The organism is Dyella sp. S184 (assembly GCF_009766065.1).
Lineage (GTDB): Bacteria > Pseudomonadota > Gammaproteobacteria > Xanthomonadales > Rhodanobacteraceae > Rhodanobacter.
Genome location: NZ_LMUE01000005.1, coordinates 463,667 through 476,665 on the forward strand (window position 1 = coordinate 463,667; position 12,999 = coordinate 476,665).

The 12,999-nt window shown below is 64.5% G+C and carries 18 protein-coding genes; 9 read left to right on the forward strand and 9 right to left on the reverse strand.

All coding sequences use genetic code 11. The features are described from left to right. The first annotated feature begins 5 nt into the window (after nt 1-5). On the forward strand, nt 6-158 hold the full coding sequence (locus GSQ75_RS11985; RefSeq protein WP_216840678.1) for a DUF3309 family protein: 153 nt from the start codon (nt 6-8) through the stop codon (nt 156-158). Between the two features lie 31 nt (nt 159-189). Here the strand turns inward: GSQ75_RS11985 and tsaA are convergent, their stop codons facing one another. Then, nucleotides 190-729: a tRNA (N6-threonylcarbamoyladenosine(37)-N6)-methyltransferase TrmO gene (gene tsaA, locus GSQ75_RS11990; RefSeq protein WP_254058555.1), complete on the reverse strand. Its 540-nt coding sequence runs from the start codon at nt 727-729 to the stop codon at nt 190-192. An 88-nt stretch (nt 730-817) separates the two neighbouring features. Between tsaA and GSQ75_RS11995 the strand changes: the two genes are divergently transcribed. Both GSQ75_RS11995 and GSQ75_RS12000 read left to right on the forward strand, forming a co-directional pair. Then, nucleotides 818-1,192 carry a YciI family protein gene (locus tag GSQ75_RS11995; RefSeq protein WP_158755164.1) on the forward strand — a complete coding sequence of 125 codons (375 nt, stop codon included), beginning with the start codon at nt 818-820 and terminating at the stop codon, nt 1,190-1,192. 66 nt (nt 1,193-1,258) lie between these two features. Continuing rightward, nucleotides 1,259-1,792 carry a hypothetical protein gene (locus GSQ75_RS12000; protein WP_158755095.1) on the forward strand — a complete coding sequence of 178 codons (534 nt, stop codon included), beginning with the start codon at nt 1,259-1,261 and terminating at the stop codon, nt 1,790-1,792. A gap of 15 nt (nt 1,793-1,807) precedes the next feature. On the opposite strand, the gene GSQ75_RS12005 is transcribed toward GSQ75_RS12000, so the two are convergent. Further along, on the reverse strand, nt 1,808-2,116 hold the full coding sequence (locus tag GSQ75_RS12005) for a UBP-type zinc finger domain-containing protein (RefSeq protein WP_158755096.1): 309 nt from the start codon (nt 2,114-2,116) through the stop codon (nt 1,808-1,810). Nucleotides 2,117-2,241: 125 nt separating this feature from the next. On the opposite strand from GSQ75_RS12005, the gene GSQ75_RS12010 reads away from it, so the two are divergent. Together GSQ75_RS12010 and GSQ75_RS12015 are read left to right on the forward strand one after the other, a co-directional pair. Further along, the gene (locus GSQ75_RS12010) at nt 2,242-2,955 is read left to right on the forward strand and encodes an HAD family hydrolase (RefSeq protein ID WP_158755097.1); all 714 of its coding nucleotides are present in this window, start codon (nt 2,242-2,244) and stop codon (nt 2,953-2,955) included. A gap of 63 nt (nt 2,956-3,018) precedes the next feature. Next, nucleotides 3,019-3,981 (forward strand): quinone oxidoreductase, encoded by a 963-nt coding sequence (locus GSQ75_RS12015; RefSeq protein ID WP_158755098.1) that lies wholly within the window; start codon nt 3,019-3,021, stop codon nt 3,979-3,981. Nucleotides 3,982-4,014: 33 nt separating this feature from the next. Here GSQ75_RS12015 and GSQ75_RS12020 read toward each other — a convergent pair whose 3' ends face one another. Both GSQ75_RS12020 and GSQ75_RS12025 read right to left on the reverse strand, forming a co-directional pair. Then, nucleotides 4,015-4,293 (reverse strand): hypothetical protein, encoded by a 279-nt coding sequence (locus tag GSQ75_RS12020; RefSeq protein WP_158755099.1) that lies wholly within the window; start codon nt 4,291-4,293, stop codon nt 4,015-4,017. 59 nt (nt 4,294-4,352) lie between these two features. Continuing rightward, a complete protein-coding gene (locus GSQ75_RS12025) occupies nt 4,353-5,249 on the reverse strand; it encodes an ion channel (RefSeq protein WP_158755100.1) in 897 nt (298 codons plus the stop codon). Nucleotides 5,250-5,384: 135 nt separating this feature from the next. On the opposite strand from GSQ75_RS12025, the gene GSQ75_RS12030 reads away from it, so the two are divergent. Next, nucleotides 5,385-5,573: a CPXCG motif-containing cysteine-rich protein gene (locus GSQ75_RS12030; RefSeq protein WP_158755101.1), complete on the forward strand. Its 189-nt coding sequence runs from the start codon at nt 5,385-5,387 to the stop codon at nt 5,571-5,573. 46 nt (nt 5,574-5,619) lie between these two features. Further along, complete coding sequence (locus tag GSQ75_RS12035; protein ID WP_158755102.1) at nt 5,620-6,108, forward strand: putative toxin-antitoxin system toxin component, PIN family; 489 nt, start codon at nt 5,620-5,622, stop codon at nt 6,106-6,108. 9 nt (nt 6,109-6,117) lie between these two features. Here GSQ75_RS12035 and pncA read toward each other — a convergent pair whose 3' ends face one another. Further along, nucleotides 6,118-6,774 carry a bifunctional nicotinamidase/pyrazinamidase gene (pncA, locus tag GSQ75_RS12040; RefSeq protein WP_158755103.1) on the reverse strand — a complete coding sequence of 219 codons (657 nt, stop codon included), beginning with the start codon at nt 6,772-6,774 and terminating at the stop codon, nt 6,118-6,120. Nucleotides 6,775-6,892: 118 nt separating this feature from the next. On the opposite strand from pncA, the gene GSQ75_RS12045 reads away from it, so the two are divergent. Both GSQ75_RS12045 and GSQ75_RS12050 read left to right on the forward strand, forming a co-directional pair. Further along, nucleotides 6,893-8,149, forward strand: coding sequence for a hypothetical protein (locus GSQ75_RS12045; RefSeq protein ID WP_158755104.1), 1,257 nt, complete (start codon nt 6,893-6,895; stop codon nt 8,147-8,149). A 57-nt stretch (nt 8,150-8,206) separates the two neighbouring features. After that, entirely contained in the window at nt 8,207-8,593 is a 387-nt protein-coding gene (locus GSQ75_RS12050; RefSeq protein WP_158755105.1) for a hypothetical protein, read from the forward strand. Between the two features lie 9 nt (nt 8,594-8,602). Here GSQ75_RS12050 and cls read toward each other — a convergent pair whose 3' ends face one another. The 4 genes from cls to GSQ75_RS12070 all read right to left on the reverse strand — a co-directional run bounded on the left by cls (nt 8,603) and on the right by GSQ75_RS12070 (nt 12,949). Further along, nucleotides 8,603-9,994: a cardiolipin synthase gene (cls, locus tag GSQ75_RS12055; protein ID WP_158755106.1), complete on the reverse strand. Its 1,392-nt coding sequence runs from the start codon at nt 9,992-9,994 to the stop codon at nt 8,603-8,605. Between the two features lie 19 nt (nt 9,995-10,013). Next, on the reverse strand, nt 10,014-11,381 hold the full coding sequence (locus GSQ75_RS12060) for an FAD/NAD(P)-binding protein (protein WP_158755107.1): 1,368 nt from the start codon (nt 11,379-11,381) through the stop codon (nt 10,014-10,016). A 29-nt stretch (nt 11,382-11,410) separates the two neighbouring features. Then, nucleotides 11,411-11,989: a cysteine dioxygenase family protein gene (locus GSQ75_RS12065; RefSeq protein ID WP_158755108.1), complete on the reverse strand. Its 579-nt coding sequence runs from the start codon at nt 11,987-11,989 to the stop codon at nt 11,411-11,413. A gap of 285 nt (nt 11,990-12,274) precedes the next feature. Next, entirely contained in the window at nt 12,275-12,949 is a 675-nt protein-coding gene (locus GSQ75_RS12070) for an energy transducer TonB (protein WP_158755109.1), read from the reverse strand. Nucleotides 12,950-12,999 lie beyond the last annotated feature (50 nt).

Genomic DNA, 12,999 nt, shown 5'->3' on the forward strand with positions numbered 1-12,999 from the left:
CCATGTTGATCACCATTCTGATTGTCGTCCTTATCCTCGCGCTCGTCGGCGGCCTACCGACCTGGCAGCATTCGCGCTCATGGGGTTACGGGCCGAGCGGCGGCATCGGCCTGATCCTGGTGATCCTGCTGGTGCTGTTCCTGCTTGGTCGGCTGTGAAGCGATAGCCAGCCGCCCTGCGTGGCATAGCTCACTCGGCTTTTGGCGCGGAGCGTGGTCGGCGCGGCCCTGGCGCGGAATGCCGCCCTTGCGTCGCGTCGATCTCGTCGATCCAGCCAGCGCGTGATTCCGGAAAGGCATCGGCGTAAGGCACGTACGGCTTGATGTCGAGGATCGGCGTGCCGTCGAGCAGGTCCATGCCGCGCACGCGTAATGAATGCTCCTCGACGGCAACCAGCTCGACCGCGGACAGGCCGATCGCGTTCGGTCGGTGTGGCGAGCGGGTGGCCAGCACGCTGCGCTTGCCGCCCCCGCGCGGGGGCCGTACCTCGGCCTTCCAGCCTTCGCTGCGGTGGAACACGAACACCAGCCAAATGCGCTCGAAGCCGGCCAGGTCGCGAAACGCCGCGGTCGGGAAATCCGCCACGAACTCGATGATCGCCTCGGCCACCGCGCCGGTCTCGGTGCCTTCCACCACGGAGGGCTGGTGCGGCGCGTCGATGCGTCGGGCATACGGCGAGCGCACGAACGCGATCGGCTGGCAGGAGAACGAGGTGGGAGTATCGTGCATGGCGATCATCAGCCTGGAGATTGCGGCATTATCCATCTTCACCCACGCCTTCCCATGGTTCGATGAACCTTTCCCTGTCGAGGACGCCATGAAATACCTGGTGATGATCTATTGCGACGACACCTTGCTGGACGCGCTGCCGGACGGCGAGTTCGACACGATGATGCACGGCTGCTTCATGCACGCGGACGAATTGCAGGCGCAAGGCCATCTGCACGACTCGCAGCAGCTGGAGGCGCCGGCCACGGCCCGGACGCTACGTGTGCGCAACGACCGCGTCAGCGTGGTCGACGGGCCGTTTGCCGAGACCAAGGAATATCTGGGCGGCTTCAACCTGATCGAAGCCGACAGCATGGACGAGGCGGTGCGGATCGCCTCGGAGTTCCCCTGGTCGCGCACCGGCGCGATCGAGATCCGTCCGGTGCGCGACATGGACGCGGTGCGCCGCCGGGTGGGCGCGTGATGACTGGCGCTTCCCCCACGACGGCGGAGGCGTCACCATGCGGCTCCTGCCCGTAGTGATCTACCCATGAATTCATCCGACGACGATTATGATGCCGAGCGCGAATTCGACGATGTCGATGAGGACTCGGTCGAGGCGAAGGTCTGGCAGCTGCTGCTGCTGATCAACCCCGGCGACGAGGAAACCGCGCTGCTGCAGTTCAACGACTACCGCGAGGCGGTGGCCGACATCGATGCCGACGCGGTCGAACCGATCGAAGTCATCGGCCGGGTGATCGACTGGCGCTCCGGCTTCATCGTGGGCACGCATGACCTGCGCTCGCTGGTACAGGCGATCAACGAACTGTCCTCGCGCTGGAATCTGTCGGTGGACTGGAACGGCGATCCGGACGACGACGAGTTCTTCGACGACCTGGACGCAGCGGAACTGTTTTCGATCGCGTATGACCGCCTGGCCGAGTTTGGCTACACGCTGTGGGCGTGGGAAACCGACGGCGATACCTATGCCGGCTGGATGACGCTGACCCGCGACGGCGAGCCGCTGCGTGAGCTGGCTACGGCGCTGGGCATCAACCTGCGGCTGGGCAGCGAAGTGAGCTGAGCCTCACTCCACCGCTCAGTAGTAGCGCGGGATCGGGCCAAGCTGGGGCGTCATGCGGTCACGCAGGTCGAACATCACTTCATCCACGTAGCACCAGCCCCATCCTTCCGGCGGATCGTAACCTTCGATGATCGGGTGCCTTGTGCTGTGAAAATGTTTGGTGGCGTGCCGGTTCGGCGAATCGTCGCAGCAGCCAACATGCCCGCAGGTGCGGCAGATGCGCAGGTGCAGCCAGACATCGCCGGATTGCAGACATTCCTCGCAACCGCGCGCGCTGGGCGTGACCTCCTGAATGTCTTCGAGATGGGTGCAATGCGTGGTCATCGAAAGTCTCCGTCGGGATCCGCAAAGCCTGCCCATGAATAACGGGGCGAGCCGGGCGTTTATCATAGGCCGACTTTCGGTATCTGTTCGGGTACAGACCCCTCCCAGGATGAAAGGTTGACGGCATGCTGCAACTGATCGGCTTCGACGGCGATGACACGCTGTGGCACAGCGAGGGCTACTACCGGCAGGCGAACGAGGAGTTCGCCACGATCGTCGGGCGCTATGTGGACCTGGGCGATCAGCAGGTGCACGACACCATGCTGGCGACCGAGCAGCGCAATCTCAAACTGTTCGGCTATGGCGCGAAGGGCATGGCACTGTCGATGGTGGAGACCGCGATCACGGTCACTGCCGGGCGCATCACAGCGGCCGATATCCATCGGCTGATCGAGCTGGGCAAGGACGTGCTGCAGCATCCGGTGGAACTGCTGCCCGGTATCCGCGAGGCGGTCGAGGCAGTGGCGCAGCATCACGCCGTGGTGTTGATCACGAAAGGTGACCTGTTCCATCAGGAAAAGAAGGTCGCGCAGTCAGGCCTGGCCGAGTTGTTCCGGCGCATCGAGATCGTGTCGGAGAAGAACGCCGATACCTACCGGCGCGTGCTGGCCGAGTTCAAGCTGCAGCCGGCGCAGTTCGCGATGGTCGGCAATTCGCTGCGCTCGGATATCGAGCCGGTGGTGAAGCTCGGCGGCTGGGGCATCCATCTGCCGTATCACGTAACCTGGGCGCACGAGCTGGAGCACAATCTCGGTGACGACAATCCTCATGTGATCACGGTGAATGCGCCATCGGCGATTCCGGCGGCGGTGACACAGTTGCGCGAATGGGCGGCTTGAATCGCGTGCTGCGCGTGAGCAGGGTTGCCGTCACTCATTTCTATCGATTCGGAGCGCCACGCGATGCACGCCTTGCTATTTGAAAAGTTCGGTGGCCCCGAAGTGCTGCATTGGGGCGAGCAGCCCGATCCGATCCCAGCACCTGGTCAGGCGCTGGTGCGTATGCGCAGCGTCGGGTTGAATTTCGCGGACGTCTATCGTCGTAACGGCAACTACCACCTGAGCGGCACCGCGCCGTGGACCCTCGGTTACGAGGGCGCAGGTGTGATCGAGAAAGCGGCGACGGGCGATACGCTGTTTCCAGTCGGTACGCGGGTCGGCTTTGCCGACATGCCGCATGCGAACGCCGAGCTGGTGGCGGTGGATCTGGACAAGCTGATTCCATTGCCGGACGACATCACGTTCGATACCGCGGCAGCAACTCTGCTGCAGGGGCTGACCGCGCAGTATCTGGTGACCGACAGTTACAAGGTGCGCCGCGGCGATGTGGCGGTGGTGCATGCGGCGGCCGGCGGGGTGGGTCAACTGCTGGTGCAGATGCTGAAGGCGATGGGTGCAAGCGTGCTCGGCGTGACGTCCAGCGTCATCAAACGCGCGGCGGTGCTGGCGGCTGGCGCGGATGCCGCATGCGATTACGACGAGCTGCTGGCGCAGACGAAGCAATTGAGTGCAGGTCGTGGCGCCGACGTGGTCTACGACTCGGTCGGGCGCACGCTGGGCGACAGCCTGGCCGCGGCACGCATCGGCGGTACCGTGGTGTTCTACGGGATGGCGGCGGGTGACCCCGATCCGGTCGACCCGCGCCTGCTGATGGATCGCTCGCTGACGCTGACTGGTGGCGACCTGTGGAACGTGCTGACCAGTGCGTCGATCAGGCGCGAACGGGCGGCGGCGTTGTTCACGCAGATCCGCGCTGGTCAGCTGCAGCCGAACATCGCCGCGCGCTTTGCGCTTAGCGATGGCGCGAAGGCGCACGCGTATCTGGAAAGCCGCGAAGCGATCGGCAAGGTGCTGCTGACGCTGTGAGGTGACACGGTCCGGCGCATGCCGGGCTGACGATCATTCAGGCGCGGTGGCCGGTTTGTCGTCATCGAAACCGGTGTAGTCGTCCGGGAAGATCGGCGTGCCGTCGTCTTCCAGCCCCAGCATGTCGGCCAGCGCCTTGGCGGCGGCGGTCTCGGCGATCGTCTTGTCGCGGAAGCTGCGGTTCTCGCAGATCGCGAAATACATCGGGAAGCCGCTCTTGCGCGGGGTCACTGCCAGATAAGCGGTGTAGCGTGAACCCTCGAGCGTGGCGCCGGAGCGGGCAAGATAATTGTCGAACTCGCGCTCGGCCATCGGTGGTCATCCGGGAATCAAAGGAGGCCAGTGTATCGCCTGGCAGGCGCATCGCTGCGTCAGTCGGGCGTATTCTCGCCATCATTCAGCGGCAGCACCTCGTGAAAGACGCTGTAGTCGATGATGTTGACACCGACATCATCGACGCGGACGAGATCGGTGTAACGATGGTTCCAGCGCAGGTCCTGATGACTCCAGCGCTGGCGCGCCAGCATGGATTGCGAGGTGGTCTCGTCGATGCCTTCGAGGCTCAGTAGGAAGGCCGACTGGGTACTTTCCAGGGTCTCCGGAGTTTCGCCATAGAGTGGGCTGCTCTCGTCGATCACATGCATCAGGCTCCAGCTCAGCATGAAGATCGGATGGCGATCGCGTACCAGTTTCAGGTCGTAGATCTTGCGCAGCTTGAAACCTTCCGCCGAAGTTTCCAGGCGGAGCAAATGCAACTGGGCAGAGGCTTCGGCGATCACGTTTTGCCGGGTGTTGGCCGCGCGGACCATCAAGGTCTGCTTGCCGTCGATCATTCGCACGATCGGATTATTGGTGAAGATGATCTTTGCGCGCGGGCGCGAAAAGCGCGAAAAGATCAGTCCGGTGACCACCGCGATGCACGCCATGCCGGTGAAGATTTCCACCGTGGCCACGATATGCGCGTAGACGGTCTGCGGATGCATGTCGCCGTAGCCGACCGTGGCCAGGGTCTCCACGCTGAAGAAGAATGCACCGGCGAAACCATGCGGATACTGGTTCGCGATCGGTTGCGTGCCGAGCTGGTAGATGCCGGCAAAGAAGGTGTTGAGCAGCAGGAAGGCCGCTGCTGCCAGGCCGAAGAACACCGGCCAGCTCACGGTCAGTGCGCGATGGTAGATGTCGTCCCAGACCCGTCGCGACAGGCCCTGGCTGACGAACGGTCGCCCGGCGATGTCGATGATCCGTGGTCGATTCAGGAAGTGCAGCATCTGCCTGGTGTCTTCGCAAAATGGATGCCGCCCGGGTTGGGTGGCGGTGCGGATCGATTGTAGCGCGCGCCGCACCGGCGTCTGGCGCCGCCGGTCTGTGGCAAGCTGCGCTACCCACGCTCCGGTAACGCACCCATGCTTACACCCCTCGACATCTCGTGCCCGTATTGCGGCGAATCCATCGAGATCTTGGTCGATGCATCGGCTGGCGATCAGCACTATATCGAGGACTGCCAGGTATGCTGCCGACCGATCTCGCTGAGCATCCGGATCGATGCGGATGGCGAGCCTCGGGTAAGCGGAACCTCCGAAAACGAGGCCTGAGCGCAGTGGTTTTCTTGATGCGACTGGCTTGCCAAGTGCTGCGGTGATGACCGGCGTCGATCGACCGCTGCCGCGTATCGTGCTGGATACCAATGTATGTCTGGATCTGTTCGTGTTCCGCGATCCCATGTGCTCACATCTGCTGGCGGCAATGCAAAGCGGGGCAGTGCAGGCGGTGACGCGCGATGATTGCCGCGAGGAGTGGCTGCGGGTGCTGCGTTACCCGCAACTGCCGATCGATGACCGGCTTCGCCCGGTGGTCAGCGCGGCTTTCGACGCGTTGATCCAGTTGTTGCCCGCCGAGGCATCGATGGTGTGCGAGGACGATATCCCGCTGCCACGTTGCGGCGATCCGGATGACCAGAAGTTTCTGGAGCTGGCGTTGGCGTCGGGAGCCTGCTGGCTGCTCAGCAAGGACAATGAACTGCTGAAGCTGGATCGCCGCACCCGCAGTGCGGGGCTGTTTTCGATCCGGTTGCCGCAGCTGTGGTCGATTACCGAGACGCGCGCACACGGAGCGCCCGAGCCAGGATGACCGGAAGCGTCAGTCCGGCTGCCGCAACTCACTCGTTTCGGTAATCGTGATGCCCTGTGCCAGCAGTGTGGCCCGGGTCGCCGCATCCGTATCCGGTGTCACCGGGTGGCTGAGATCCCACAGCAGGCTGGCACGAAAGCCGAGTTCCAGCGCGTCCTGTGCCGTCCACAGCACGCAGACGTCGCGCGCCAGGCCGCACACGAAGACTTCGTCGACATCGCGCTCGCGCAGCCAGCCGGCCAGGCCGGTGCGGGGACGCAGGCCCGCCGGGCCGTGGTTCTCGCGGAAGCCGCTGTAGGAATCCACACCAGGATCGCCGCCCTTGCGGATCACCGCCTCCAGCGCCGACCAGTCGATGCCTGGGTGCAGTTCGGCACCTGGCGTGCCCTGCACACAGTGATCCGGCCACAGCATCTGCGGCTGGCCGTACAAGGTGATCTGTTCGAATGGTGTACGGCCCGGATGCGAGCTGGCGAATGAAATGTGCCCGCGTGGATGCCAGTCCTGGGTCGCCACCACATGGCGGAACATGCGCGAGCGCAGCAGTCGGTCGATACCCGGCACGATTGCATCACCCTCATGGCAGGCGAGTGCGCCGCCGGGCATGAAATCCGGTTGTACGTCGACCAGGATAAGTGCGGCACGGTCGTCGATCGTATGGCTCATGGTTCGGGCAGCAATGGAGATCGGATCTGCGAGTCTAGCGCGTGCCTGCCGACGAATTTCCATCTGTCGCAGCGCCCGGACTTGTTGCAAAATCCGCCGACAACTGGGGGAGGTGGGCATGGATCAGGTAGATGGCGGGGCAGGCTACGGACAGTCGGCGACTGCCGGGGTGAGTTATCCACGGGCGTATCGCTACACGCGTGGCATGCGGCTTTTCCTTTACGTGTTTGCCGCGATCATGGCTGGCCTCGGCGCTTGGCTGGTCAGTATCCAGGTCCAGCATCCGGTTCCGATGGGGTGGTGGTTACTGCTGTCTGGCCTGGCGCTGGTGTTGATGGGCATCTACATCGCGATGTCCTGCACCATGTCGTGCCTGGTTCTGCGTGCCGACTCGATCGAGATACGAAGTGCGTTCGGATCGCGCACGCTGCGTCGCAATGAAATTGCAGGTCGTCGCCAGCAGCCGACACGCGGCAAACCGATCCAGGTCGTGGTGCCGAAAAACGGGCGTCCCCTACGACTCGATTCCGGCTATCCGCGGGATAGCGTGCTCAATGCATGGCTCGACGCACTGCCTGATCTGGACCAGCAGGAGCGGCAGGCATCGGAAGCGAAGCTGATGGCCGATCCCGCGTTTGGCGCCAATCCAAAGGAGCGTCTGGCCCGACTGGCAAAGGTGCGCCAATTGACCAAAGCAGTTTCCATGCTGAGCTTGGCGGTGGTGTTGTGGGGCTACGTTTACCCGCACCCGTATCCGTGGGTCATAGGGCTGCTGGCCCTGCTGCCCTGGTGTGCGGTGGCGATGGTCGGATTGTCGCGTGGGCTGATCTGCTTTGACACCTTGCGCAACGATGTGCGTCCCAATATAGCCGTCATGTTGATCTCGCCGTCGCTGGTGCTGGGCGTGCGCGCGTTGCTGGATATCAATCTGATCGATGCCATGCCGGCAATCGAGTTTGGCCTCATCGCCGGATTGCCGCTGGTGCTGGTCGCCTGCATGGTGGGGCAACGGGATCAGCCCCGGGTGTGGCTGTTGCCGATGCTGTTGTTGCCCATGGTTGCACTGCCGTACGGTGGCGGCTTGCTGGTGCTTGCCGACGTGATGCTCGATCACCAGCCGGCCCAGGTGTTTCAGACCCAGGTGGTGCGCAAGTACATCTCCACCGGGAAACACCCGCAGCCTTACCTCGTGCTGGCGCCGTGGGGACCACAAACCACGGGTGACCGTGTTGCGGTGAGTCGCGCTTATTACGCGCATGTCGAAGTCGATACGGCGGTATGCGTGAATCTGCATCGCGGCGCGGTCGGGCTGCGTTGGTATGGTGTGCAGGATTGCGCGCCGGTGCCGAAAGACAATGCCATCGCGGCGCCATGACGGCCACGCAACGTGGGCATAATGGCCAATCACGCCATTGATAAAGCGAAGGGTACGATGCAATACGACCAATCCTGGATGGGCTACGGCTTCGTCGGTGGCATCGAGGCAGGGGTGATTTCCGCACTGGCGGGGTTGCTGCTGTTTGGCGTGTTCCATTGGCTTGGGCGGCGCAACGGCTGGAGCTTTGCTCCGCAGGTCGGCTGGTCGTTCCTGGTGGCCACGATACTCACGGCCGGTGGCGACCTGTCGGATCTGTTCTATTTCAACTACGCACCACTGCAGTCGCTGCCGTTGCTCAAGCTGAAGCTGGCGCAGGTGCATGATCCGGACAGCATCGGCCTGCGCGTGGTATGCGAATTGCTGGGGGTGGCGCTGGGCATCTACGCGGGCTGGGTGTTGTGCAACAGCGATTGGCTGCGCCGGGCTTTCCGCTCGAAATAGCGACGACCTTCAGAGCAGCGGATCGAACAGACGGGCCACGTGCATGGCCACTCGGCGCAGGTACGGTGCGTCGAGGTATTCGCGCTCGTCAATCGCGCGGGCGCGGCTGAAGTCCGCCGTCAGCATAGTTGCCACTTCGCCGGCAAACGCACGGTCGACGACCAGCGCGTTGACCTCGAAGTTGAGCCGGAACGAACGGCTGTCCAGGTTCATGCTGCCGATCGCGGCACTGTCGTTATCGATCAGCAGCGCCTTCTGGTGCAGGAAGCCGGGCTGATAGCGAAACATGCGGATGCCGGCACGCAGCGCATGGTGGGCGTGCAGGGTGGTGGCAAGGAACACGGTGCGGTGATCGGGTCGTGCCGGGATCAGCACGCGTACGTCGACGCCACGCAGCACGGCCAGTCGCAGTGCTGCCAGCACGGCATGGTCGGGTACGAAGTAGGGCGTGCTCAGCCACACGCGTTCACGCGCCGCGTTGATTGCCGCCGTGAAGAACAGCGAACAGGTTTCCTGCGCGTCGGCCGGGCCACTGGCGACGATCAGCGCGTCGGCATCGCCGTCGCAGGGTGGCGACGGCAGCAGCGGTGGCGGTGCGCCGGTGATCCACTGCCAGTCTTCGGCGAACAGTTGCTGCAGGTCAGTGACTACGGGGCCGCGCAGTTCCAGCTGGGTATCGCGCCATGGCGCCAGCGGCGGCTTCAGGCCCAGGTATTCGTCGCCCACATTGAGGCCACCGACGAAGGCGCAGGCGCCGTCGACCACCACGATCTTGCGGTGGTTGCGGAAATTCAGCTGGAAGCGGTTGCGCCAGCGGCGGGTGGCGAACGGATGGATCGCCACGCCGCCGGCGCGCAGTGTGTCGACATAGTGTCCGGGCAGGTCGTGGCTGCCTACGCCATCGAACAGCACGCACACCCGCACGCCAGCCGCCGCGCGCTGCAGCAACAGCTGCTGCACGCGCCGGCCCAGGTTGTCGTCGTGGAAGATGAAGAACTGCACCAGCAGGCAGTGTTCGGCGGCGGCCATCGCGGCCAGCATGGCGTCGAACGCGGCCTCGCCATCGATCAGCAGGCGCAGTCGATGGCGGCCGCGAAATGGGCGACCCTGCAACGCACTGACGGCGGCGAAGCGGGCGCAGCCGGCGGCGCTGGCGTTCTCGTCGACGTTGGCTTGCGACGATGACGGCAGGCGTGCCTGGTGCCGGGTGAGATAGCCACGGAAGCGGATGGAGCCGAGATACAGGTAGGGCAGCAAGGTCACGTAAGGCAGCAGCAGCAGGCCGAGTGCCCAGCCGATCGCGCCCTGCGGGGTGCGCGTATGCATCACCGCATGCATCGCCGCGAAAATGCCCAGCAAGTGCAGCAGCAGGATGCTGGCGGTGAGCACGCTGACGGTCATGGCAGGCCTTGCAAGCCGGCTAGTCGCTGAGTAACTGATCGGCGAGGTTGCGAGCTTGCTGGCGGATCTCCGGCATGGCAGTGGATTCCCACAGCGTACCGCGGAGCAGGGTGCCGATGGCAAACAGGTGCGGCCAGCTCGCGCCGTCATGGCGCAGACGACCCGTGGTATCGGCCTGCACACCGAGACCGAGCGGATCCGCCGTGATATGTGCGTTGGTCAGCAACTGCTGTACCAGAAGGTGATGGGTGCGACGCACGTCCGTGTTCAGGCCGACGGTCTGGATCACCATGTCAGCGTGTAGCGCACGAGTCTCGCCCGCATGGGTCAGGCTCAGCTGCAGGGCGTCGTCGACGAGTTCAACCGATTGCACGCGGCCGCACTGACGCTGCAATCGACCGCTTTGTTCCAGCGCGGCGATCGACTCGGACGCCTGCGGTGGCATGCGGTGCCTGGCGCGTTCCCAGGCCCAGCGCGCATGGCGCAGGAAACGCGCGCGTTGCTCCAGCGGCAGTTCGCGCCACAGGCTCGACGTATGCGGGCGCAGGCTGTCGATGACCGGGCGCCAGTCGGTCTCCTGTGCGCAGGCCTCACGCAGCAGGTGCAGCCAGCGGTGGATTTCCGGTGCATCCTGCATCGAGGCGATCAACTCGGCGCTGTCGTCGGTCGGTGCCGCCGCCTTGTGCAGATGTGCCTCGGGCAGCAGTCCATGGCGGGAAACCGCGATGAATTCGGTCTGTGGCCATTGCACGGCAAGTTCCAGCAGCACGTCGACAGCGGTCAGTCCCAGCCCGATCAGCACCACCTTGCGCGGCGGCGGCTTGATGCTCGCGGCACCGGCCAGCAGCTGCCATGGATCCACCACATAGCGTCCGCTGGCCAATGCGGCCGGGCCGACACCGCTGAGCGGTCGTGGCGGCAACGCGCCCAGCGCCAGTACCGCGGCATCGGCGCGATGGCTTTCCTCGCCGTGGATCAGCGTGACGCCGTCGCGTTCGGGCACGAGTGCGTCGACGGTGAACGGAATGATGTTGACGTCATGGCCGTGGGCGTTGCCCTGCTGCAGAGCGCGTGCCACCTCGGCCTCGAGATAGTCGCCATAGCGGCGGCGCGGCAGGAAGTCGGTACCGGCAATCGCCGGATCATCGTGTTGCACGAAATCCAGAAAGCCGCGCGGCTTGCCGGCGAACATGCTCATCGATGCCGCTCGCACGTTCAGCAGGTGGCGATCCGAAGTGGTGCCGTAGGCCACGCCGCGTGCCGGCGTGCCGGTACCGCCGGTATACCAGTCCAGATGCAGCGGTTGCGGCGGCTGGCGCTCCAGCAGCTCACCCAGCAAGGTGGCTGCCGCGGCACCGCCGCCGATGATGGCGACCCGTCGAAACATGGAATTCCCTGTGTGATGGTTTCGCGCGATCAGCCGTACAGGCGACCAGCGATGCTGCTGCGCCGTGGCTGGGCGATCCAGCCACCGGCGGGATCGGCCTGCTCGTAGGCGAAGAATTGCGCCAGATCACCGCCGTAAACATGCAGGGTGAGCGCCGTATCGTGCTTCGACAGGTTGCGGCAGCGGTGTACGTGGTTTTCGTCGCCTTCAAACCAGGTGCCGTCGCCTGGGCCGAGCCAATCGCGGCCCTGCATGCGCAGGTCGCCGGAAGCGGGGTCGCGTGTATAGGACTGCACTTCCAGTGCGCCGGCGAGCGCGACCTCCAATCCCCACAGGCCAGCATGGTCATGCACGGGAGTGAGATGGTTCGGTGGCCATGCCATCACCAGCACGCTGAGCGCCGGCTTGCTGCGCTCGGCCAGCAGCCAGCGTTCGAAGCCGCGCTGACGCGCGCGCAGGGGAGCCAGACGGTTGGCCAGCGCCGGTGCATGCTCATGTACGACACGACCCAGCTCGCGAGCCATCGAGGCCAGGTCCGGTTGCTCGGTGCTGCCGTACTCGAGCGCGATGTCGCGCAGGGTTTTCAGGGTGCGGCTGTGCTTGCCCATGCATGAAGCTCGACAGGGTAACTGGGCGTCAGTGGAGCATGCCAGTCGTTAAAGTCGCGTAAGCCGAAAACAACTTTTTGCCATGACTTATGCACCATGCGCTTAGCGCGTATGGCGTCCATGCTGGGTTTGTGCCGGCGGCTCTGGATCGTTTCATGGTGGCGGTTCAGGGCGGCCGCGCGCATGGCTGCAGCGCGCCATTGCAAGATCGGCGCGCCGGGACATGTGTAGTTGCCGTGGAAGGGTCCGGTCGGCAGGTATGGCCGGCCGGGCCTTCCGCTCAGCCTATTCCTGGTTCAGGGCGAAGCTCACCGGTACCCGCGCCCACGCGCGCACCGCCTGACCATTCGCCATCGCTGGCTGGAAGCGCCAACCAGCCAGCACCTGCTCGCGCGCACTGCGGTCAAGCAGGGCATAGCCGCTACCCCGTTCCACCACCACATCCACCGGTTTGCCGGTCTCATCCACCAGCACGCGCAACAGCACGGTGCCCTGCATGTGCTGGCGCAAGGCCTGGGCTGGGAAGTGCAGTGGCGCCGAGCGATAGGCCAGGCTGGCCTCAATCGGAGTGGCCGTTGTGGCAGGGCCTTGGATGGTGCCCGTCGGGGTCAATGTCGGGGTGGTGGCCAGTGGCACGGCAATATGACCTTCCGTGCTTGGTATCACCACGGGAGGTGAGGCGATCGGCAGCGCTCGCGGATGGGTCAACACCGGCACCGGTGGATGCGGCAACGGCTTCAGCTCGATCACCGGCGGTGGCGGCAATTTTGCCGGAGGATCGATGAAACGGATCACCGGCACTGGAGCAAGCGGGTGAGCCACGGAGAGCTGATCCGGCGTGATCGGTCGCGAGGCGATCACGAGAACGGCAAGATTGAGCGCAATCGCGGCACTGAGAGCAGCGATGCGTGCAGGGTCGGGGTGCGCGCGACGAGCAACAGCCAGGCTTGCGGACGACATAAGCGACCTCCTGACGGCAGTTTGGGATGTTGCGTCCGTCACGCTGCGCA